General features: G+C 45.4%; 23 protein-coding genes. All 23 read right to left on the bottom strand.

The genetic code is table 11. From position 1 onward, the window contains the following. Positions 1-6: 6 nt before the first annotated feature. Positions 7-1434, bottom strand: a complete 1428-nt coding sequence (locus tag MHB49_RS12430; protein ID WP_405156309.1) for a chemotaxis response regulator protein-glutamate methylesterase — start codon at positions 1432-1434, stop codon at positions 7-9. Between the two features lie 33 nt (positions 1435-1467). Continuing rightward, positions 1468-2355 (bottom strand): MinD/ParA family protein, encoded by an 888-nt coding sequence (locus MHB49_RS12425; RefSeq protein WP_405156308.1) that lies wholly within the window; start codon positions 2353-2355, stop codon positions 1468-1470. Continuing rightward, positions 2352-3707 carry a flagellar biosynthesis protein FlhF gene (gene flhF / locus MHB49_RS12420; protein WP_405156307.1) on the bottom strand — a complete coding sequence of 452 codons (1356 nt, stop codon included), beginning with the start codon at positions 3705-3707 and terminating at the stop codon, positions 2352-2354. Before flhF ends, MHB49_RS12425 begins: the two co-directional genes overlap by 4 nt. Beyond that, a complete protein-coding gene (gene flhA, locus MHB49_RS12415; RefSeq protein WP_247902169.1) occupies positions 3704-5737 on the bottom strand; it encodes a flagellar biosynthesis protein FlhA in 2034 nt (677 codons plus the stop codon). The genes flhF and flhA overlap by 4 nt, the downstream gene beginning before the upstream one ends. A gap of 25 nt (positions 5738-5762) precedes the next feature. Further along, positions 5763-6845 carry a flagellar biosynthesis protein FlhB gene (gene flhB / locus MHB49_RS12410; protein WP_247902168.1) on the bottom strand — a complete coding sequence of 361 codons (1083 nt, stop codon included), beginning with the start codon at positions 6843-6845 and terminating at the stop codon, positions 5763-5765. A gap of 23 nt (positions 6846-6868) precedes the next feature. Beyond that, positions 6869-7657, bottom strand: coding sequence for a flagellar biosynthetic protein FliR (gene fliR, locus MHB49_RS12405; RefSeq protein WP_247902167.1), 789 nt, complete (start codon positions 7655-7657; stop codon positions 6869-6871). A gap of 10 nt (positions 7658-7667) precedes the next feature. Beyond that, complete coding sequence (gene fliQ / locus MHB49_RS12400) at positions 7668-7937, bottom strand: flagellar biosynthesis protein FliQ (protein WP_024630226.1); 270 nt, start codon at positions 7935-7937, stop codon at positions 7668-7670. Positions 7938-7962: 25 nt separating this feature from the next. Beyond that, on the bottom strand, positions 7963-8718 hold the full coding sequence (gene fliP, locus MHB49_RS12395) for a flagellar type III secretion system pore protein FliP (protein ID WP_247902166.1): 756 nt from the start codon (positions 8716-8718) through the stop codon (positions 7963-7965). Beyond that, on the bottom strand, positions 8715-9251 hold the full coding sequence (locus tag MHB49_RS12390; protein WP_405157116.1) for a flagellar biosynthetic protein FliO: 537 nt from the start codon (positions 9249-9251) through the stop codon (positions 8715-8717). The genes fliP and MHB49_RS12390 overlap by 4 nt, the downstream gene beginning before the upstream one ends. 11 nt (positions 9252-9262) lie before the next feature. Beyond that, positions 9263-9628, bottom strand: coding sequence for a response regulator (locus tag MHB49_RS12385; protein ID WP_017689175.1), 366 nt, complete (start codon positions 9626-9628; stop codon positions 9263-9265). 28 nt (positions 9629-9656) lie between these two features. Continuing rightward, positions 9657-10919 carry a flagellar motor switch phosphatase FliY gene (fliY, locus tag MHB49_RS12380; RefSeq protein WP_405156306.1) on the bottom strand — a complete coding sequence of 421 codons (1263 nt, stop codon included), beginning with the start codon at positions 10917-10919 and terminating at the stop codon, positions 9657-9659. Continuing rightward, the gene (fliM, locus tag MHB49_RS12375) at positions 10909-11907 is read right to left on the bottom strand and encodes a flagellar motor switch protein FliM (RefSeq protein ID WP_024630222.1); all 999 of its coding nucleotides are present in this window, start codon (positions 11905-11907) and stop codon (positions 10909-10911) included. The genes fliY and fliM overlap by 11 nt, the downstream gene beginning before the upstream one ends. Positions 11908-11946: 39 nt before the next feature. Further along, positions 11947-12408 carry a flagellar basal body-associated FliL family protein gene (locus MHB49_RS12370; RefSeq protein WP_405156305.1) on the bottom strand — a complete coding sequence of 154 codons (462 nt, stop codon included), beginning with the start codon at positions 12406-12408 and terminating at the stop codon, positions 11947-11949. After that, positions 12408-12629, bottom strand: a complete 222-nt coding sequence (locus MHB49_RS12365) for a flagellar FlbD family protein (protein WP_024630220.1) — start codon at positions 12627-12629, stop codon at positions 12408-12410. Before MHB49_RS12365 ends, MHB49_RS12370 begins: the two co-directional genes overlap by 1 nt. A 65-nt stretch (positions 12630-12694) precedes the next feature. Next, positions 12695-13513, bottom strand: coding sequence for a flagellar basal body rod protein FlgG (gene flgG, locus MHB49_RS12360; RefSeq protein WP_405156304.1), 819 nt, complete (start codon positions 13511-13513; stop codon positions 12695-12697). Positions 13514-13595: 82 nt separating this feature from the next. After that, positions 13596-13979 (bottom strand): TIGR02530 family flagellar biosynthesis protein, encoded by a 384-nt coding sequence (locus tag MHB49_RS12355; RefSeq protein WP_405156303.1) that lies wholly within the window; start codon positions 13977-13979, stop codon positions 13596-13598. Then, positions 13976-14521: a flagellar hook capping FlgD N-terminal domain-containing protein gene (locus MHB49_RS12350; protein ID WP_405156302.1), complete on the bottom strand. Its 546-nt coding sequence runs from the start codon at positions 14519-14521 to the stop codon at positions 13976-13978. The genes MHB49_RS12355 and MHB49_RS12350 overlap by 4 nt, the downstream gene beginning before the upstream one ends. A gap of 19 nt (positions 14522-14540) precedes the next feature. After that, complete coding sequence (locus MHB49_RS12345; protein WP_405156301.1) at positions 14541-15920, bottom strand: flagellar hook-length control protein FliK; 1380 nt, start codon at positions 15918-15920, stop codon at positions 14541-14543. 42 nt (positions 15921-15962) lie between these two features. Further along, positions 15963-16898, bottom strand: coding sequence for a MotE family protein (locus tag MHB49_RS12340; RefSeq protein WP_405156300.1), 936 nt, complete (start codon positions 16896-16898; stop codon positions 15963-15965). Between the two features lie 42 nt (positions 16899-16940). Further along, positions 16941-17393 (bottom strand): flagellar export protein FliJ, encoded by a 453-nt coding sequence (fliJ, locus tag MHB49_RS12335; protein ID WP_072732398.1) that lies wholly within the window; start codon positions 17391-17393, stop codon positions 16941-16943. A gap of 11 nt (positions 17394-17404) precedes the next feature. After that, positions 17405-18724 (bottom strand): flagellar protein export ATPase FliI, encoded by a 1320-nt coding sequence (gene fliI / locus MHB49_RS12330; RefSeq protein WP_247902159.1) that lies wholly within the window; start codon positions 18722-18724, stop codon positions 17405-17407. Further along, the gene (locus tag MHB49_RS12325) at positions 18711-19571 is read right to left on the bottom strand and encodes a FliH/SctL family protein (protein WP_247902158.1); all 861 of its coding nucleotides are present in this window, start codon (positions 19569-19571) and stop codon (positions 18711-18713) included. The genes fliI and MHB49_RS12325 overlap by 14 nt, the downstream gene beginning before the upstream one ends. Then, positions 19564-20589: a flagellar motor switch protein FliG gene (gene fliG / locus MHB49_RS12320; RefSeq protein WP_405156299.1), complete on the bottom strand. Its 1026-nt coding sequence runs from the start codon at positions 20587-20589 to the stop codon at positions 19564-19566. The genes MHB49_RS12325 and fliG overlap by 8 nt, the downstream gene beginning before the upstream one ends. Between the last annotated feature and the right edge of the window lies 1 nt (position 20590).

Below are 20590 nucleotides of genomic sequence, written 5' to 3'. Positions count from 1 at the left end.
CTCCGTTTATTTCACAGCTTGAACAAGTTTAGGCGCAATCTCCTGCAAGGGCAGAAGATGACGCACGCATTGCAGCTCTACAGCAGAACGCGGCATACCATACACAACACAAGTTTCTTCATTCTCTGCAAAGGTTGATGTGACACCTGCTTCATACAATTTTTTCATCATACGAGCACCATCACTGCCCATCCCTGTCAGCAAAACCAGATGCCGTTGCAATGACGTATACGGCAGCAGCGACTCAAACATCGTATCTACTGAAGGCCTGTGTCCATTGACTGGATCTTCCTCTGTCAGCTTTATAGTGAACTTTCCATCGGCAGTTTTGTTGACTTTGACATGAAAGCTACCAGGAGCAATGTAGGCCGTTCCTTTTCGTAGAACCATGCCTTCCTCAGCTTCAACCACATGCAGTTCACTGAACGTATTCAATCGCTGGGCAAGGGAGCGGGTAAAGTTGGGCGGCATATGCTGTACAATAATGACTGGAGCAGGTAAATCACCTGGCAATTGCTCCAACAAAGTCTTGAGAGCTCTCGGCCCTCCAGTTGAACAACCAATAGCCACAAGTTTGTTAAATGATCCGTCCGCTCCCTTATGAGACGTTATTTCCCTGGCAATATCTCTGGATGGCTCAGCTGATGCTGTAGCTGTCTCCTGTTCTGCCAATCGAGATATATTGGACAACCGGTTTTCTTTGGAATTCTGGGTTGGCTTGTTTGGTTTTGCTAATTTGTCAGTGCTAGTAGAGGCTTTATTTGCATCTCGCAAAGACTCCAACGTTTTGTCCAAGCGTCCCATATTCTGCTTCGTCTGCGGAACAGTAGGCTGCTTCGGTTTTTCTCTAAAGGATTCAACTTGTCCGCTGCCATGTCGCATTCCTGATTGGGAAGGTTCTATTGTTTTCTTCAAAGCACCTTTGCGGTCTTGCAAAGGGGAATCAACCTGAACTCGTTGGGATTGTTGCAGCAGTTTGCTCTGTGCTTCATCCCGTTTCTTCATCGACGCTTCACGATCGGCTTTTCGTTTGATTTCATCCATTGCTGCTCGCATCCGCTCAACCAGTGCTTTACCTACTTGGGCAATATCCTGATCATGCACAATCGATGGCTTACGAATGAAGTCAAACGCACCTGCTTCGAGCGCCATGATGGTCTCCTTCATGCCTTGTTCATTGATACCCGAGAGCATTATCACCGGAACGAAGGACTGCTTCATGATCGATTTTAATGCGTCCAACCCATTCATTTCAGGCATCTCGACGTCCATAGTGATGACATCGGGCTTCAAATCAATTGCTTTTTGAATAGCTTCCTTACCATTTGATGCTGTTGCCGTAACCTTAAACTCCGAATCTGCCTCAATTAAATCTGAAACAATTTTACGCATAAAAGCGGAATCATCGACAACCATTACTTGATACACCGCCATGTTGTTTCCACCCCTGTTTCCTTTATTCAGAAATCATGTTGTCCGCTTCAGCCACTTTTTCATAAATCCTCTGATTCCTGTCAAGGTCTCGGATCCCGGAGCAGCAGGTGCAGCCAAATAGTGATGTGCGAGTTTCTGTATATCCCTTGAAGCTTTTGCATTTGGAAATGCCAGGCTGTATGGGACTTGCCTTTTAACGGCCTTGACAACCTGGGCATCTTCGGAAATATATCCAAGCAGCGGGATATCGATCTGTAAAAATCTCTTTGCCACTCCAGCTATTTTATCCGCCACCCGTTCTGCCTCTTGCTGGTCTTCAACCCGGTTAACGATCATCCGAAAGGGTGTGGCATTTTCCTGACCATGCATAACTTTAACTAATGCATAAGCGTCTGTTATTGAAGTCGGTTCAGGTGTGGTGATGATCAGGCATTCATCGGCTGCACCGATAAATTTCATGTTTTCTCTGGAAAGCCCTGCCCCTGTATCAAAAATGACATAGTCCATCTCCTGTGCAATCTCCTCAACTTGTGCAGCAAAAAACTCCAGATCTCGATCTGACAAAGAGAATAATTCTTTCATCCCCGAACCTCCGGCGATATAAGGCAACCCGCTTGCACCAAGCTGTATGATTTCCTGTATGGATTTCTGTCGGTATAACAGATGGTACAGATTATAGAGAGATGAGGTCCCCATTAGGACATCGATATTAGCCATACCTATATCTGCATCAAACACCAATACCTTTTGTCCCATTGCCTGTAAGCTCAGTGCAAAGTTAAGCGTGAAGTTGGACTTGCCAACCCCTCCCTTTCCACTGGCAACGGTTATAATTTTGGAGGAACGTGAATTACTTCCTCTTTCCTCCACTTCGTTAGGCATGGAGACCATACTTCTGAGTGAGGCTGCCTGATCCTTCATCGTACAAGCTCTCCTAACAATTGTTTGGTCAGAGAATTCGCATCAGGTTTAAGTAAATCATCTGGCACATTTTGCCCGTTAGCCACGTAAGCAAGCTTGAGTGGAAAACGATGCAGCAGGTTAAACATGGGGCCAAAACTTCCGGTCTCATCCAACTTCGTAAAAATGACCTTATCCAGCCCATACTTGCTGAAATGCTCCGTAATTTGAACCATATCGCTACTTTTAGAGGTCATGCTCAAAACCAAAAAAGTTTCACTATTTTCCACAGGTGCGAGTAAACTTTGCAGTTCTGAAACAAGCAACTCATTTCTGTAGTTTCTTCCGGCTGTATCCATGAAGATCAGATCACAATCCTCAAGACGGGAGATCGCACGTTGTGTATCACCTGGGGATTGTACAACCTCTAGCGGTACATTTAAAATGGATGCGTACGTTCTAAGCTGTTCTACCGCTGAGATCCGATAAGTATCCGAAGTGATGAACCCCACCTTTCGCTGTTTGTTGAACATCTGTTCAGCAGCCAGCTTGGCAATGGTCGTTGTTTTACCAACGCCTGTGGGCCCGGCTACATATACAATGCTTGTGGTTGGCAAAATGCCCGCGTCGATACGTTTCTCCAAAAAATGGGCTATTTCCAATTGAACTGCTTGAGCTGTTTCAGCTTCATTCATTTCTTTATCTGAGTTCGCCATCTGAACATTGTCAAACCAAGATTCCCATACTTCTGGCCAAATATCTTGCTCCATCAACCTTTCTCGAAGAGAATGAAGCTCCTCTGGTAAGGGGTCTGCCGAGGCTCCTTGCTTGGACAACTTGGTCATCATCAGTTTGAGCTCCTGCAGTTCAGACATCAGCTGGTCTTGTTGCGGATCGATCACCCGCTCCTGTTGTTCACTGGCAGATGTTAAACCCGAAAAATCCGCCCCTTGCGGTCGCGGTTTATGCTCAATACTCAAAGAAGACCTGCCTTTGCTCATGTCTGAACCGAGTTTACTCGATTCAGACACAGCTATGGGATCCGTACTTTTCTCATGTACATTTTTTTCAGCAGCACTTACAGCCGATTCGTCAGAAGCGGAGACAAACGAACGGGCCGTTTGTCGATATGCTTCAGGAACAAATGAACGAGGTACGGGTGTAAATTGGCTTTTCGCTTGCTTTGTTGCTTGTTTTTGTTCTTCCTTATCCACTGCTGCTACAACTTCGATTCTTTTCTTACGGAACATCCCCAGCACACCGCCCACCTTAATTTCCTTGGTGGACAGAATGACGGCATCACTTCCCAGGTCTTTGCGAATTTGAAGCATAGCTTCGGGCATGGTTTCAACGACGTATTGTTTTACTCTCATAAGTTCACCACCCCGACACTTTGAATTTCAACATTCGGCTCCAGCTCGCTATAGGAAAGCACTGGTATATCCTGCATGGTACGTTCGATCACCTGACGCAGATACATACGAATGGTTGGAGAAGTTAATACGACAGGCTGCTGGCCCGACTGAATCAATCGATTGACTTGTTCAGTTAATTTTTGATATACGCTTTGTGTTGAAGCCGGATCCAATGCAAGGTAGCTGCCTTGATCGGATTGCTGTACACTCTCGGCAATCTTCTTCTCGAGACCAGGTCCAACAGTGATTACTCTAAGTGTCTCTCCTTTTTGGGAGAACTGTTGAGTAATCTGACGTGAGAGAGATTGTCTCACATATTCCGTCAGTACATCAGGGTCTTTGGTATACGTTCCGTAGTCCGCCAATGTCTCGAAAATTGTAACCATATCACGAATGGATACTTTCTCACGCAACAACTTGGCGAGCACTTTCTGTATATCTCCGATAGACAAAACGGATGGGATAAGTTCATCCACGAGCGCAGCATAATTCTCTCTAAGATTATCCACAAGCGCTTTCGTTTCTTGTCTGCCCAGTAACTCATGCGCATGTTTCTTAATCAATTCGGTCAGATGTGTCGCTACAACCGAAGGAGGATCTACAACTGTATATCCAGCAAGTTCAGCTCTGTCTTTGGTTACTTCATCAATCCATAACGCTGGAAGTCCAAAAGCCGGTTCTGTCGTTTCGATCCCTGTAACAGATTCTTCATCGTAACCCGGACTCATAGCCAGATAATGATTCAACAGCAATTCTCCGCCGCCAACAACATTACCCTTAATTTTGATGACATATTCATTCGGTCTTAACTGAATATTGTCCCGAATCCGGATAACCGGGACGACTAACCCCAGTTCAAGTGCACATTGCCTCCGAATCATAATGATCCGATCCAATAAATCTCCGCCCTGCTGGTTATCAGCAAGAGGGATCAAACCGTATCCAAATTCAAACTCGATAGGGTCCACCTGAAGAAGATTGATTACACTCTCTGGACTTCTCACTTCTTCGATCTGCTGCTCCTCTTCCATTTGCTCCTCGGCCACTTGCTTCTGATTCAGATTGTTCTGCATCCTCCAACCCGAAAAAGCAAGCAAACCTGCAAGAGGCAACGTTGTAATAACATGGATCGGAGTGAAAAACCCGAGCATTGCTATTACAAAAGCTACAATGTAAAGGAGCGTCGGGTATGTAAACAATTGCCCCGTAATGTCATCGGCCAAATTCCCTTCCGATGATGCTCTTGTTACAATAAGGCCTGCTGCTGTAGATATCAGGAGTGCAGGAATCTGACTTACCAGTCCATCCCCGATCGTCAACACGGAATAGGTGGACAGCGCATCGGCAAAAGCAAGGCCATGTACTGTCATTCCGATGATGAATCCGCCAATTAGATTGATTAGGAGAATAATGATACTCGCAATAGCGTCCCCTTTTACAAACTTACTGGCTCCATCCATGGCTCCGTAAAAGTCCGCTTCACGTTCAATTTTGGAACGACGTTCACGTGCCTGTTGTTCGTTGATCAGACCAGCATTCAAGTCCGCGTCGATACTCATCTGTTTACCAGGCATCGCATCGAGGGTGAATCGTGCTGCGACTTCAGCTACACGCTCCGATCCCTTCGTAATAACGATGAATTGAACAACGACGAGAATAAGAAACACAATAAATCCAATGGCAATCTGACCACCGGCTATCCAGCTACCAAAGGTGGCTACAACAGATCCTGCGTTTCCTTGTCCCAGAATCAGTTTCGTTGTCGATATGTTGAGTGCTAATCGAAACAACGTGGTGATCAGCAACAATGCAGGAAAGATGGAAAATTGCAGTGCTTCTTTGCTGTTCATTGCAACAAGCAGTATCATAAGTGCAAGTGAGATGTTGATGACAAGCAACATGTCCAACAACCAGGTTGGGATCGGGAGAATCATCATCAACACGATGCCGATGATACCCGCAAGGACAGCTATATCTTTTGTTTTCAATGGATGTACGGCCTCCGATCCCCTGTTATTTCGTTCTGCCCTTTAATTTATATACATAAGCCAGCACTTCGGCTACCGCTTGAAACAAATCAGCCGGTATGGCGTCACCAATCTCGGCTCTCTGGAACAATGCCCGTGCCAGCGGCTTGTTTTCCATTGTAATGACACCGTGCTCTTTGGCAATTTCCTTAATGCGCAAGGCGACATAATCCTGACCTTTGGCTATAATCTGCGGCGCTTCCATCTCGGAACCCTCATACTTTAGCGCAACAGCAAAGTGAGTCGGGTTGGTGATGATCACATCCGCTTTGGGAACTTCCTGCATCATGCGCTGAACAGCCATACGACGCTGACGCTCCCTGATTTTCCCCTTAATCAGTGGGTCACCTTCCATTTTTTTGTATTCGTCCTTGATGTCTTGTTTGGACATCCGAATGTTTTTCTCATAATCATACTTCTGGTACATATAGTCGAGTACAGCAAGTACTAACAGGGCTACTGCAATCTTGATTCCCAAGTTTAGGGTGATCGAAGCAGCAAAATGCAGAATCGCATCCAACGAAAAATGAGAAAGTGAAGCAATATCTGACTGATAACCTGTGATGGTGCTGTAGACCAGAAAGCCGATAATCGACATTTTCATTATGGATTTAGCAAACTCCACCAAAGAACGAAGAGAAAAAATGTTTTTGAACCCTTTAATCGGATTCAACTTTTCCAGTTTCGGCTTTAATCCCTCTCCTACAAGCAGGAAACCAACCTGCATGTAATTGACGATTAACGCAATCAGTACTGCACCGAGCAACACAGGAGCAAGCAATAACATCACCTCGATGCCATAACGCATCAATAAGGCTACGACGTTCTCCCCTGTGACCTCCATACTCAGCCGATTAATGAAAATGTCTGTAAACAGTCGAACCATACGTTCTTTGTAAAAGTTACTAAACATCATCATGATCAAAAAGGAGAATAGGAGGATGGATGCGCCGGACAGCTCCATACTTTTGACAACCTGTCCTTTTTTTCGCGTATCCTGCCTTTTTTTCGGGGTAGCCTTCTCTGTTTTCTCCCCTGCGAACATCTGGAGGTCGAGTTGATATTTCATTCGAATCTTGTCCTCCGTTTCACTCAGCCCGGCCTTTGTCCAATGGTCCCAAGCAATTTTTCCATGGATCTGAACATCACTTCGAACAATTGACTAAACACAAAGGCAAAACTGGGAACCAGCAAAAGCAAAATAGCAAGCCCAACGAGTACCTTAAGCGGCATTCCGACGGCAAACACGTTAAATTGAGGAGCCGTCTTTGCCAAAAATCCCAATCCCACGTCCGTCAAAAACAGAGCAACTACAATGGGTGCAGACATCTGAAAAGCCAACATAAATGATTGCCCTAATGTACGAACCAAAAATTCGGCTATACTTCCATCTGCCAATCGTAGAAAAAATACATTCGACAACGGTATCCATCGATAACTGTACACGATCGCATCAAGCAGATAATGATGTCCGTTCATGGTTAGAAAGAGCAATACAGCAAAGGCATACTTGAAGTTACCAGTAAGTGGTGCGGAAGCACCTGTCATCGGATCATATACGTTGGCCATACCAAAACCGATCTGAAGATCAATAAAGGTTCCGGCTGTCTGTACAGCCGTCATTAACAGGTAAGCAACAAAGCCTAAGAGTAAGCCAATCAATATTTCTCGGATGATCAACAGAATATAACTTAGATCCGTAGGTACAACCTGATTTATGCCGTATACCATATATACCGTCAAGGTTACAAATGCCGATAAACCAATTTTAAGAGAATTCGGCACATTCCGAGCCGAAAAGACCGGCGCAGTTACAAAAAATGATGCTATTCGACAAAACATAAGCAGAGCGACAGGAAAACTTTGCAACAATGTCTCCATCTGCAACAGCCTACCCTATATATCTGTATAAATTATCGAGAATGTTATACGTGAAATCGACCAGTATATTCAATATCCAGGGCCCAAACAACAGCACTGCCAGAAGTACGGCAATGATTTTAGGTACAAAGGCGAGGGTTTGCTCCTGAATTTGAGTTGTTGCCTGAAATACACTGATAATGAGTCCTACAACCAGAGCTAGAATAAGCATGGGTGCGCTGGCCAGCAGTGAAGTATAGACCGCTTTCCCGGCCAGACCGATAATAAACTCCGAAGTCATGACCGTCCTCCTTTAATATTCCGGCTCAAGTGTTAAAACTCAGCAACAGTGACTTCACGACCAGATACCAGCCATCAACAAGTACAAATAGCAGTATTTTGAAAGGTAACGAGATCATGACAGGTGGAAGCATCATCATCCCCATAGCCATGAGTGTACTCGCAACTACAATGTCTATTACGAGGAAAGGAATAAAGATCATGAACCCCATCTGGAATGCTGTCTTTAACTCACTGATTGCATATGCCGGCACCATCACAGTAATCGGAATATCCTGGTATGTGCTGGGTTTTTCGGTTTGGTTGTACTTCATGAACAGTAATAGGTCTTTCTCCCTAGTGTGTGAAAACATAAACTTCTTCATGGGATCCGCAGCTTTTTCCAGCGCCTCGGTTTGAGTAATGTCTCCCTTGAGATAGGGCTGAAGCGCTACCTGATTGATGGATGACAACGTTGGTGACATGATAAATAGTGTCAGAAAAAGTGCCAAACCAACCAGCACCTGATTGGGTGGCATTTGTTGCGTACCCAAGGATGTCCGCACAAAACCGAGAACGATAACAATCCGGGTAAAACTGGTCATCAGTACTAGCAAAGCCGGTGCTATACTAAGTACTGTGATCAATAGAATAATGGACAGTGAACTCGTACTTGGTGTGCTCCCATCTCCGCTGCCAATTTGAATATCAATATTCGGAATTGGTTCTGCAAAAGCAACTGTGACGGAGGCCAGACTGATGAGTCCTATGAAAAAACACGCTAACCAAATCTTTTTCTTCATGAATCCCTCGACCGATCTGTAGTATTGTCTTCTTCCAGGACCTTCTCCATCTTCTCTTTACGGTTAGGCATCTGCCGAAGCTTAGATTCAAACAGTTCGTGAAAAGAGGTTGTATCCTCCAGTTCCATTTCCCGCGGCGGTTCATCTTTGCGCAAGCGGGCTGCCAGCTTTGCAATAAGAGGCGAAAGGCTTCCCTGTTGTGCTGAAGCATCCCGTTCAAATGAATCAATGATTTGCTGTGCCTCTTCAAGATCCGAAACCTTATCCACCAGCTGTATGTCATCACCCACACCGAGCAGATAAACGCTACCGCCAATTTCTATAATTTGCAGCGACTTGTTCGGTCCCAGTCCGACCCCACCCAAAATACGAATTGTGCCGTTCCGGAACCATCGCTGATTCCGTTTGTTTAGAAAACGAATCAGATAGACTATAAGAACCAGAATGACGGCCAGGACAACAATCACCCATACAAGCTGAAAATAATAATTGACTCCTGCGCCCACTTCATCCGGAATCTTATCCTGAGCCATCATCATGTCTCTTAAACGCCCAGCGTTTTGCTGATTGCTTCGATAACACGATCAGATTGGAACGGCTTCACGATGAAATCTTTGGCTCCAGCCTGGATTGCATCAATAACCATTGCTTGTTGCCCCATCGCAGAGCACATAATCACTTTTGCATTGGCATCAATTTTTTTGATTTCTTTCAATGCTGCAATACCATCCATCTCAGGCATGGTAATATCCATTGTGATCAGATCAGGACGAAGCTCCTTAAACTTCTCAATTGCTTGTGATCCATCCTGTGCTTCGCCAACGACCTCGTATCCGTTTTTGGACAAAATGTCCCGGATCATCATTCTCATAAATGCAGCGTCGTCCACGACTAAAATTCGGTTTGCCATCTTGATTCAAGTCCTCCCTAAATTGTGCTTATTGTAATTTCTGAATTCGGTCCCATTGGCTTACGATATCTATAACACGAACACCGAAGTTTTCGTCGATTACGACAACCTCACCTTTGGCAATCAACTTGTTATTCACCAAAATATCAACAGGTTCACCGGCCAGTTTGTCCAGCTCGACAATTGAACCTTGTGACAGTTCTAAAATATCCTTAATTTGCTTTTGGGTCCTTCCTAATTCTACGGTGACTTTAAGGGGAATGTCCATCAATAAATTCAAATTGTTTTCGTCTACCTGGCCAAACGCCCCATTTTGCAAATTGGCGAATTGAACCGGTTGTACGTTTACATTCCTATTCGGCACACCGCCGTAATGCTGCGGTACACCATACGGTTGCTGCGGAGGCATACCATAAGGCTGCTGTGGCGGCATTCCTTGCGGCATTCCCATCGGAGCCTGTCCATAGCCATTATAATCTTGAACAGGCGGCTGCTGCGCCTGTGGTGGCATCTGTTGCTGAATCGGAGGTTGCTCAGGGGCAACCGGTACTGGTGCCGGTGCTGGCTCAGGTGTAGATGCCACTGGCGAATTAGCAGTAGACTCCTGGGCTCCTCCAATCAACATCTCCACCATTTCTTTTGCAAAATGTACTGGAAGCAGCTGCATAAGATTAGAATCGATCAGATCGCCAATCAACAAACGGAACGATACCTGGATTAATGTCTCATCTTCTGGAAGATTGCTGACTCCTTCACCACTTTCCATATTGAGAATATCAATTCCCGGAGGAGAAATATTCACGAAACGGTTAAAGATTGTGGACATGGAAGTAGCGGACGAACCCATCATCTGATTCATCGCTTCCTGTACTGCACTGATATGGATTTCATTCAGTTCTTCGTCAGCCGGATTTCCTTCGCCGCCAAGCATCAGATCAGCTATGACTTGAGCATCACGTTTCTTGATGACTAGCGAGTTGATCCCTTCAAATCCATCTACATAATTCACATGGACTGCGACATGAGGCTTGGGAAATGCTTCATCAAACTGTGAACGACTGATGATGGACACCTTAGGTGTTGTAATATCTACTTTTAGGCCTAATAGTGTGGACAAAGCTGTCGCCGCACTACCAAATGTAATGTTGCCAATCTCCCCCAAGGCATCCTGCTCCAGATCGGTCAAAAAATCATCAACTGTTTTCTCAGCCGGTTCCGAACTATTCATCGATTCCGATTGTCTGAGCAAAGCATCGATTTCTTCTTGGGATAAATAATCCTTACTCGTCAAATTCTTCAACTCCTTCGGTGACAATCTTGTCTATTTGCACAGCCACACGATCCTTGATCGTTCCCGGGCTCCCCATATACTTCAGCCTATCTCCAACTTTAATGGATAGTCCCTCATCAACGGGTTTGTTCAACGTAATGACATCGCCAACCGAAAGACCCAAAAATTCAGCAATCGAAATTCTGGACTCCCCCAACTCTGCAACAACGGGCAATTTGGCTTTGTTCACACGCTCTTTGAGAGCATCATATTCTTCCGGTGCTCTAGTCTTTTTCTCCGAAACAAACCACTGATGAGTCGACAACCGAGACATAATAGGTTCAAGAACGACATGCGGGATACACAAATTGATCATGCCTGTGGTGTCGCCGATTTTGGTACTCAGTGAGATCAATGCAATGGTCTCATTGGGGGAAACAATCTGCATAAATTGCGGATTGGTCTCCAGCGCTTCCATCCTTGGAGAAATATCCAACACAGTCTTCCATGCTTCCTGCAAACTCTCAAACGCACGGCTGAAAATCCGCTCCATAATCGTCGTCTCAATTTCCGTCATCGATGCGATCTTTGTCGGTGCATTTCCTGTTCCGCCAAGCAGACGATCCAGCATTGCATAACCCACGTTGGGGTGAACCTCCATCACCATCCGTCCCTGTAATGGCTCCGCCTCGAATATGTTCAATATCGTCATCTTCGGAATAGAACGGATAAACTCGTCATAAGGCAACTGTTCGACCTGAACGACATTGATCTGAACGAACGTCCGCAGTTGGGCTGAAAAATAAGTGGTGAGAAAGCGTGCAAAGTTTTCGTGTATACGGGTCAAGCTTCGAATATGATCTTTGGAAAAACGAACCGCCCGCTTAAAATCGTACGATCTAATTTTCTTTTGAGTTTCTTCCTTTTTCAATTCCTCAGCATCCATCTCACCAGAGGAAAGGGCAGCTAATAGGGCGTCAATCTCATTTTGTGATAATACATCCACCATGTTCTCACCCCCTTACAGATTTACAGCGTGTCCTGTTCATTACATTGGCGCCATCACAAAAGCAGAAAAGCTAGTGCTGGCCAGCTTACCTTCCGGTAAAGCTTCATTAATAAGCTCGGTCAATTTTTTATTAAATTGAATGCGACCTTTCGCTGTAGCCAGCTCATCAGACTTGGTATCCGCAAAAGTCTGGATGATAATAGGCTTCACCGTGATTTCCTTGATTTTCTCAAAATCTTCTTTAGCCTTTTTGTCGGATAATTTGAAAGAAAAACTTACAACGACGACATGGTCTATATCAGCCAAATTCGTTTTAATTTCTCCAAGCTCTGAGGACACCTCAACAATCTCATCCGCAGTCATCTTCTTCTCTGCAGCTGCGGCTGCCGTATGTGTATCATTCTTATTCCCGTTCTGTCCTTGCATAAATACAAACACAACCACCACAATGAGTGTTATAGCTAGCAAGCTTGTTGCAAGCCAAGGCAACATCTTTTTCATCAGGACTCCTCCGTTTGCTGCACTTTAATAGTGGCTGCCTGAACCCCGATTTCACGGTTGTAATCTTTAATTTTGGAAATAACCTCATCAGCCTTCTCAAGCACAATAAGTCTCTTTCCGGTTACCAGCGTAATATACGTGTCTGGTGTTTCTTCCACAATTTCAACCATCAGCGCATTTAACCACATGGGAGAACCGTTTAACCGCGTAACCGAAATCATGCTAAGCCTCCTCAATCAGAGTGGAGGAGCTAGCTCCCCCACGCATTAAAAATTGCTAATCAATTTTATCGTTTCAGGTTAACAACTTCCTGAAGCACTTCATCGGACGTTGTAATAATACGTGAGTTCGCCTGGAAGCCCCGCTGAGCTACGATCATCTCTGTAAATTCACCTGTCAGATCCACGTTGGACATTTCAAGTTGTCCTGCAATAATAGAACCCGTACCATTCTCGGCATCATTTGCTGTTAAAGGATCAAGTGCACCATCAGGATTGGCATTTGCCGTCATGCGATAGAGGTTCCCCCCTATTTTTTCCAGACCTTCAGGGTTGACAACTTTCCCGATACCCAGTTGAGTTTCACCTTCGATTGTTCCGTCAGCCATTGTCTGGTTAATCATACCGTTTTGGCCGATTGTAAAGGAAACGACATCATCAGCAATTGTGATTGGTGCACCTTCACTGTCCAAAACAAAGAGACCGTCAGAGGTAACCAGATTACGATCCGCATCTACGTGAAAATCCCCAGCACGAGTTAGGAATGGAACTTCCTGATCCGCCGACATCGCAACCAGAAAGAAGCCATCTCCATTAATACGCAAATCTGTTGGATTGTTTGTTGTCATAGGACTTCCGGCAAGATGCAATGTGTCAATAGATCCTACAGATACACCCAAACCGATTTGCTTCGCGTTTACACCACCTGTTGGAGTATCCGTCGGTGCAGTAACACCAGCAGTGGTTTGGCTCATAATATCTTTGAACATGACACGGCTGCCTTTAAAACCAACCGTATTTACGTTCGCAATATTATTACCGATTACATCAAGTTTCGTTTGAAAACCCCGCATCCCGGAAACGCCTGAGTACATTGATTTCAACATTTTTTATAAATCCTCCCAGCCTTAATTTGGTTACCGCGTCAGTCGGTCAGCGGCATTCCGGCTCCCGAGAAGGGCCAGCCGGTTAAGAAATGATTACAGCACTGTCAATCTGGGTGAATACATTATCCTTCATGCTTTCACTATCCATGGCTGTAACGACAGTACGATTTTTGACATTAACGATAAGAGCCATATCTTTCATCAAAATCAAGGATTCCTTGGCTCCTTTGGCAGCAGCCTTATCCAGAGCAGTTCCAATTTGCTGCATCTGCTCAGTTTTGAGTTCAATACCGCGCTGCTCCAACCTTTTGGCAGCATGATTACTCAATTTCAGGAGGTTGTCTTCCAATACCTGTGCAAAAGGGCGCTCAGGTACAGTGGATGCTTCTCCCGCTTTGGAGCGATTATGCAAATTGGGTGTAATTGGACCTGTGTACAGTTGGCCTACTGTTATGCGGTCACTCATAACGTGTTTCCGTTGTCTTCAGGCTGTGCTGATGCTTCTGGTTGCTGGCTTTCATTCGCTACAGCTGAATCTGCAGCGTTCTGAACTGGAGTTTCATTTTCTTCAGCCTGTGTTGGATTGGTTACCTGAATAATTTCATCCAGTTTAATTTCGTCATTGCCTACTTTTGCATACTGAACACCATCTCGTACGATGATGGAATCCACGATACCTTGGCGGAGGGTTCCGTTATCCTCTTTATTAGAAGAAAGCCAACTGATCTCGCGGCCAATCATACCAGACACTGTCCCAAGAGACTGATTCAAAGTTTTGAGCTGTGATGAGATATTTACCAATTGTTCTACCGAGCTGAACTGAGCCATCTGTGCGATAAATTCCTTATCTTCCATTGGCTGCATCGGATCCTGATTTTGCAGCTGAGTGATCAATATTTTAAGAAACTGATCCTTACCCAGTTCCTTTGTTGCAGCGCTTGTTGTAGCTTTATTCGCTGCCGAATAGTTAGGCCATGTATTATTGGTTGAAATCACTTCATTAGCCATATTTTCACCTCATTTCCGATTAAGCCTCTGCTGTAAACGTGTCTCTGCGCAAGTCGCTTCCTTCCTCATGCTCACTGCGCCAGTTGCGCAATTCTTCCTGAAGAGTTGCTGTAGTTACAGCATCATCCGATTGTTCTTCACGTTCCCGTGAGCGTCGCTGTTGCTGAGAATTGCTTCCTGGCTGGCGTCCACCATCCTGGTACATTTGTGATCCCAGAGAACTGTTCTGAGTCACCTCAAGTCGTTCCACTTGAATACCTTGAGCTTGAAGTGAGCTACGTAGTTGCATCATTTGCTGTTCCAGCATGTCTTTCGCCATCGTATGCTCGGTCATAAATCGTGCAACAAGTTGTCCGTTTTGCAACGTTATCTGCACATCCAGTTTACCGAGGTGCTCTGGGCGTAGTGAGATAGTCGCCTCCGATAACCCCTTTTGCTGCACAATATCCAACTTGTTCACAACAAACTGAGTCATTTCTTTAGCAAACTGGGACGCTTGCATGACAGGTTCAGCTGGTTTGCCTGCTGATATCCCTGATGAACGTAAAGACAACTCTCCTGCCGTAATGATAGTTGAATGGTTCACTTCTCCTACTTCATTTGTAGAAGGTGTTGCGTCTGTTTCTACTGAAACTTTAGTTCCAGGATTTGAAGCTGCCGCAACAAGAACTTGTGGTGACACTGAGTCTTGCTTGGACGTTTGAACGGGATTGCTTGGTGCCGCTTGCACCACCTGATCTTTTGCCATCGCTAATGTATCCAGAATGGATTTAAGTTCAGTCCATCCTTTGTTATGACTGATCTCCACGCCAGCATCTTGCAGCTGACTTTGGAGAGATTGAAGCAGGTGCTTGAATTCTGGAGCATTTTTTACAACTGAACTATCCGAATCATTCATACCCGCAATTAACTGTGTGAGCACATCCTGTAATACAAAGCGCACTGCTGCTGGATGTTCCGCCAGATCAATTGCTGATGCTGCATTCCCCGCTTCACTTGTAAGTTCATCAGAACCTTCGGCTTGAATACCAGGATTAGCATCTAATTGAGCGTACATCTGCTGAATCAGACTTTGTAAATCCGCAAGTAGTGACGGATCATTTTCCAAAGCTTCATCTAGCGAATCCAGATCTGCGAACAACGAACTTAAGATATCGGTGATCGATGTTTGTTCCCCATCTTCACCAGCTGCAAAGGTAAACATCAGCGGATTCGCTGTTAAGCTCGCTGCTGCAGCCGAGCTGCTGTCCGCCGTTGCACCACCATTTAAAGATTGAGCGAGAGTTTGCAAAAAATCACCGCTTCCAGCAGTTGCACCTTTGGATCCAGTTCCAGCCGTTTGAGTTGCTCCTGTTGTCTTTGCGGATGATGTGGATGTCATTTGATATACAATCGACATTTGTTTTCACCTCCTCTCCGTAGTAAACAGACGATACAAATCCTACTTGTTACCCATTAATTTATTTAGGATTTTTGCAGTTTCAACCGAATTTTCAGTCGACATATTTTCAAGCAATTGAGATCGCGTAGCATCGTCGACAGAATTCAAAATGGTCAAGGTTTTGTCCGGACTCAGCTTGTATGTTTCGAGCAACAGCTTGGCTCCACTAGAGGCGGACATGGAAGCAAACGTTTGACTAAGCTGATTTTTATCCAAATTTTTGGAGTTAGTTGTAGAAGCCGTTGATGTTGTTGCAGTCTCTTTCTTTAAGCGAGATTGCAGTGCATCCAGCGCTAGATCACCGGATGGTTTCGCATCTTTCATCATCATCGTGACATCAGCCGCTGTTTTTGGGTCCATCTTCTCTAACACTTTGGTTCGTGCAGCCGATTGCATCGAACTCAGAAGCAACACCATCTCTTCATTCGTCATATTCTGCAAAATCGGCGCGGCTTTACTTGGACTCATGTCCGCATACATTTTCGCCAAGTCTTTAATTTGTTTCTGATAATCAGACTCGGTCTCCGGATTCTGCGCAGCGATTTCAGCCGCTTTTTCCGCATCATCCAATTTTTTTTGCAGATCAGTTGCTTTTTTGGCCTCAGTCGTTGTGGCTTCCTGCGCTGCCTTGAGCTCAGTTTCTTTTGCATTTACCTGTGCCTTAAGCTTTTCTATTGTCGCTTCTGCACTTTCAACCTGTTGCTCGCTCTTCTCCAGTTCCTTTTTCTCCGGGTCTAGCACAGGATCAGGGACCCAGTTCTTCACAACTGGTATTTTGTTAGCTACTTCAAGCAGGTTGTTGCGAATATCTACATTAAACAGAGTGAGCAAAACCCCCAACAAAACCACAGTGAACACGATTGGGATTGAGATCATCAGAAACTTTTCCCAACCACCGCTCGACTCTTTTTCCATATCTGTGTCTTTAACAGCCATTGTTCTTTCCTCCTTCACGAGACAACTTCGCGTCCGGCCACATCAATTCGCGCGTCCGGCTTTGGCAGCGAAGCGTACAGTAGCCATCTCGTCCAGATCGTTCTGTTCCCGGAGGAGCATCTCCTGCTGAAATTTGATTTTGGCCTTGTCTCTCGCCCCAAGCCATACTTTTTCGTCCATCATTTTGCCGTTTAGAAACGTCTGATTCCGTTGCACATTGACCTCAGCATGTCTGACATCACTACTTTTGCGTGAAATACACTCGTCAAGGTGATGGACATACCGCTGCATCTCCTGCAAGCTGGATACGGAAGCCGTACTTTCCGTAGCGGATTGAATGACATCAATTAATTCCTTTTTATCATTCAATAGTTGTAAAAGATGCTCTTCCTCCGTCTGAAGTTTCCCGATCGCTGTGGATAACATCCACTCCGCTTGTGTTTTTTCATTGCTTTTCAGGTCAACAACCTTCTGGAAATGATATCGAAATTTCATCGTTTACCCATTCATCTCCTTGCAAATTCAAGAATCAAACGTTCCTGCACTTCTTCCAGCGTTACTTTTTCATCGACTTTCTGCCTTGTAAAATTCCAGATGCTATCAATCTGGTCAATCGATTCATCAATGGCAGCATTTGAACCTCTTTGATAGGCCCCAATGTTGATTAAATCCTCAGATTCCTTGTACACTGCCATCAGTCTCTTCATATTATTAACGGCTTCCAGCTGCTCTTCAGGAGCAATATCCTTCATAACCCGACTAATGCTCGCAAGCACGTCAATGGCAGGGAAATGACCTTTGTTTGCAATGGAACGATTCAGTACAATATGACCATCCAATATACCTCTCACCGCATCTGCAATCGGTTCGTTCATATCATCCCCGTCGACAAGAACGGTGTAAAACGCCGTAATTGAACCTGTGGGTCCAGTCCCCGCTCGCTCAAGCAGCTTGGGTAAACTTGCAAAAACAGAAGGAGTGTATCCTCTCATCGCAGGAGGTTCTCCCACGGCAAGTCCCACTTCCCTCTGTGCCATGGCATAACGTGTAACGGAGTCCATCATCAACATGACATTCATGCCTCTGTCTCTGAAATACTCCGCAATCGTAGTTGCGATGACCGCGCCTTTGATTCGAATCAGAGCAGGTTGATCAGAAGTAGCGACGATCACGACGGATCGTTCCAGTCCTTCCGGACCCAGATCCCGTTCTATAAAGTCACGAACCTCACGGCCCCGCTCCCCTACCAAAGCAATGACATTGACGTCTGCCGCTGTATTGCGGGCAATCATACCCATCAGTGTACTTTTACCAACACCGGATCCGGCAAATATGCCGACCCTCTGTCCTTTACCAACCGTCAACAGACCGTCAATGGCTCTTACACCTACACCCATCGTTTCGAGTACACGTGGACGGTCCATCGGATTCACTGGCGTATTGGATGTGGAGTACATTGGCATTCTGGAGGGTAACAAAGAACCGTCAAGAGGTTGCCCCAATCCATCTAACACCTTACCAAGCAATTCTGATCCAACCTGAACCCCAAGTGGTTTACCCGTTCCGACTACATCACATCCAGGACCAATGGATTGCAGTTCACCGAGTGGCATGAGCAATACTTTGTTATCCCGAAACCCGACAACCTCAGCCTGAAGTGGCTTGGCAGATTTCCCGGGGTAGATGTAACATACATCACCGATGCTTGCATCCGGACCTTCAGACTCAACCATAAGGCCAATAACTTGGGTGACCTTACCGTTAACGCGAACGGGATCAAAATGCTTAAGATGTTCCATGTATCGCTGTGAGCTAAGAATCTTCATGTTGATTTTTTCGCCCCTCATCCTCAAGTGCTATGCGGATCAGTTCTTTTTTAATTTCAGCGAGCTGAGTATCAATTCTGGCATCTACGCTTCCAAACGACGAGCGTATAACACATCCCTTGTCTTTCACCGTAGCATCAGGCAAAATTTGCAATTCTGCCTGAGAATCAATCGCCATAGCCAACTCTTCACGTGCAGCCTGCACAAAAGAGAATTGATCAGGTGCCACACATAAGGTGATCATGCCCTGTTCTCGTTTGCGAGACAAATTCTGACGAATCAGTTCAAGCGTATGTTCCGGTTCAACCGAAAGTTGTTTGTCAATTACCTTCTCAGCAATTCCACAGGCGAGATCCACAAGGAAAGGCTCTGCTTCCTGAATAATCTGATCTTTGGCAACATAAGCTTCTTCAAGCACCTCACGGGCTTCCTTCATCATCTCTTCGATCTTTACCTGGAGATCCAGTTCAGCCTGTACTTTGCCTTCTTCAAAACCCTGCTGAAAACCTTGTGAACGAAGTGCTTCAGTCAGATGTTCGTCCTGCTGACGCTGCTCCTGCCACCAGCTATCAATCTGTTCACGGGCTTCTTGAAGCAATCGCTCCGCTTCCTCCGAAGCTTCACGTACCTGCTTTTCTGCAAACTCCTTGGCATCCTCCAGCATCTCCGCGGTAAGACGTTGTGTTTCTTCGTCTACGCGTGCCTGCAGCATCTCAGCTTCGGAACCTTCAGCACGTTCACCATCCAACTCGGCATCAGACTCAGGTCCACCATAATGATGATGATTTTCAAGTCGTTTGTGGTCATCGACTGGTACATACTGGAAAGATTTAATCAAATTAGACAATGATATCATCTCCTCCACCGCGAGCGATAATGATCTCACCAGCTTCTTCCAATCTACGGATTGTTCCTACGATACGGGTCTGAGCTTCCTCAACATCACGCAACCGAACGGGTCCCATGAATTCCATTTCTTCCTTGAATGTCTCGGACATCCGTTTCGACATATTCCGGAATACAGCATCCCGTACTTCTTCGCTTGCCACTTTGAGCGCCAACTGCAAATCTGCGTTGTCGATATCCCGGATAATGCGCTGAATGGAACGATCATCCACATTGACAATATCTTCGAATACAAACATGCGTTTTTTGATTTCTTCTGCCAGTTCCGGATCTTGAATCTCCAGTGAATCGAGAATGGTACGTTCCGTACCACGGTCGACGCCGTTCAAGATCTGAACGATGGACTCAATACCACCCGCATTTGTATAGTCCTGCGTAACAGTAGATGACAGTTTCTGTTCAAGCACGCGCTCTACCTGAGAAATGACCTCTGGAGAAGTACTGTCCATAACTGCCACTCTACGTGCTACATCTGCTTGCTTTTCTTGTGGTAACGAAGACAAGATGGCTGCCGCCTGCTCAAATTGCAGATACGATAATACAAGAGCGATCGTTTGTGGGCTTTCGTTCTGAATAAAGTTCAATATTTGATTTGGGTCCGCTTTACGTGCAAAGTCAAATGGTCTAACTTGCAGTGTCGCGGTCAAACGATTAATAACTTCAAGTGCTTTTTGCGACCCGAGCGCTTTCTCCAGAATCTCTCTCGCGTACGTAATACCACCCTGAGAGATATACTCCTGTGCCAGACAGATCTGGTGAAACTCAGCCATAATCATATCTTTCTCAGAAGCATCCACTTTGCGGACATTGGCAATTTCCAGTGTCAGTTGCTCAATCTCTTCATCACGCAAATGTTTGAAGATTTGTGCGGATACTTCCGGACCTAATGTAATCAACAAAATTGCTGCTTTTTGTCTTCCAGTCAGACCTTGACTGCTTGCCTTCGCCAATGCGTTCACC

It is taken from the genome of Paenibacillus sp. FSL K6-0108 (assembly GCF_045040695.1).
GTDB lineage: Bacteria > Bacillota > Bacilli > Paenibacillales > Paenibacillaceae > Paenibacillus > Paenibacillus pabuli_B.
The sequence above is the reverse complement of the archived record's forward strand: the minus strand, read 5'-3'. Positions and strand labels throughout refer to the sequence as shown.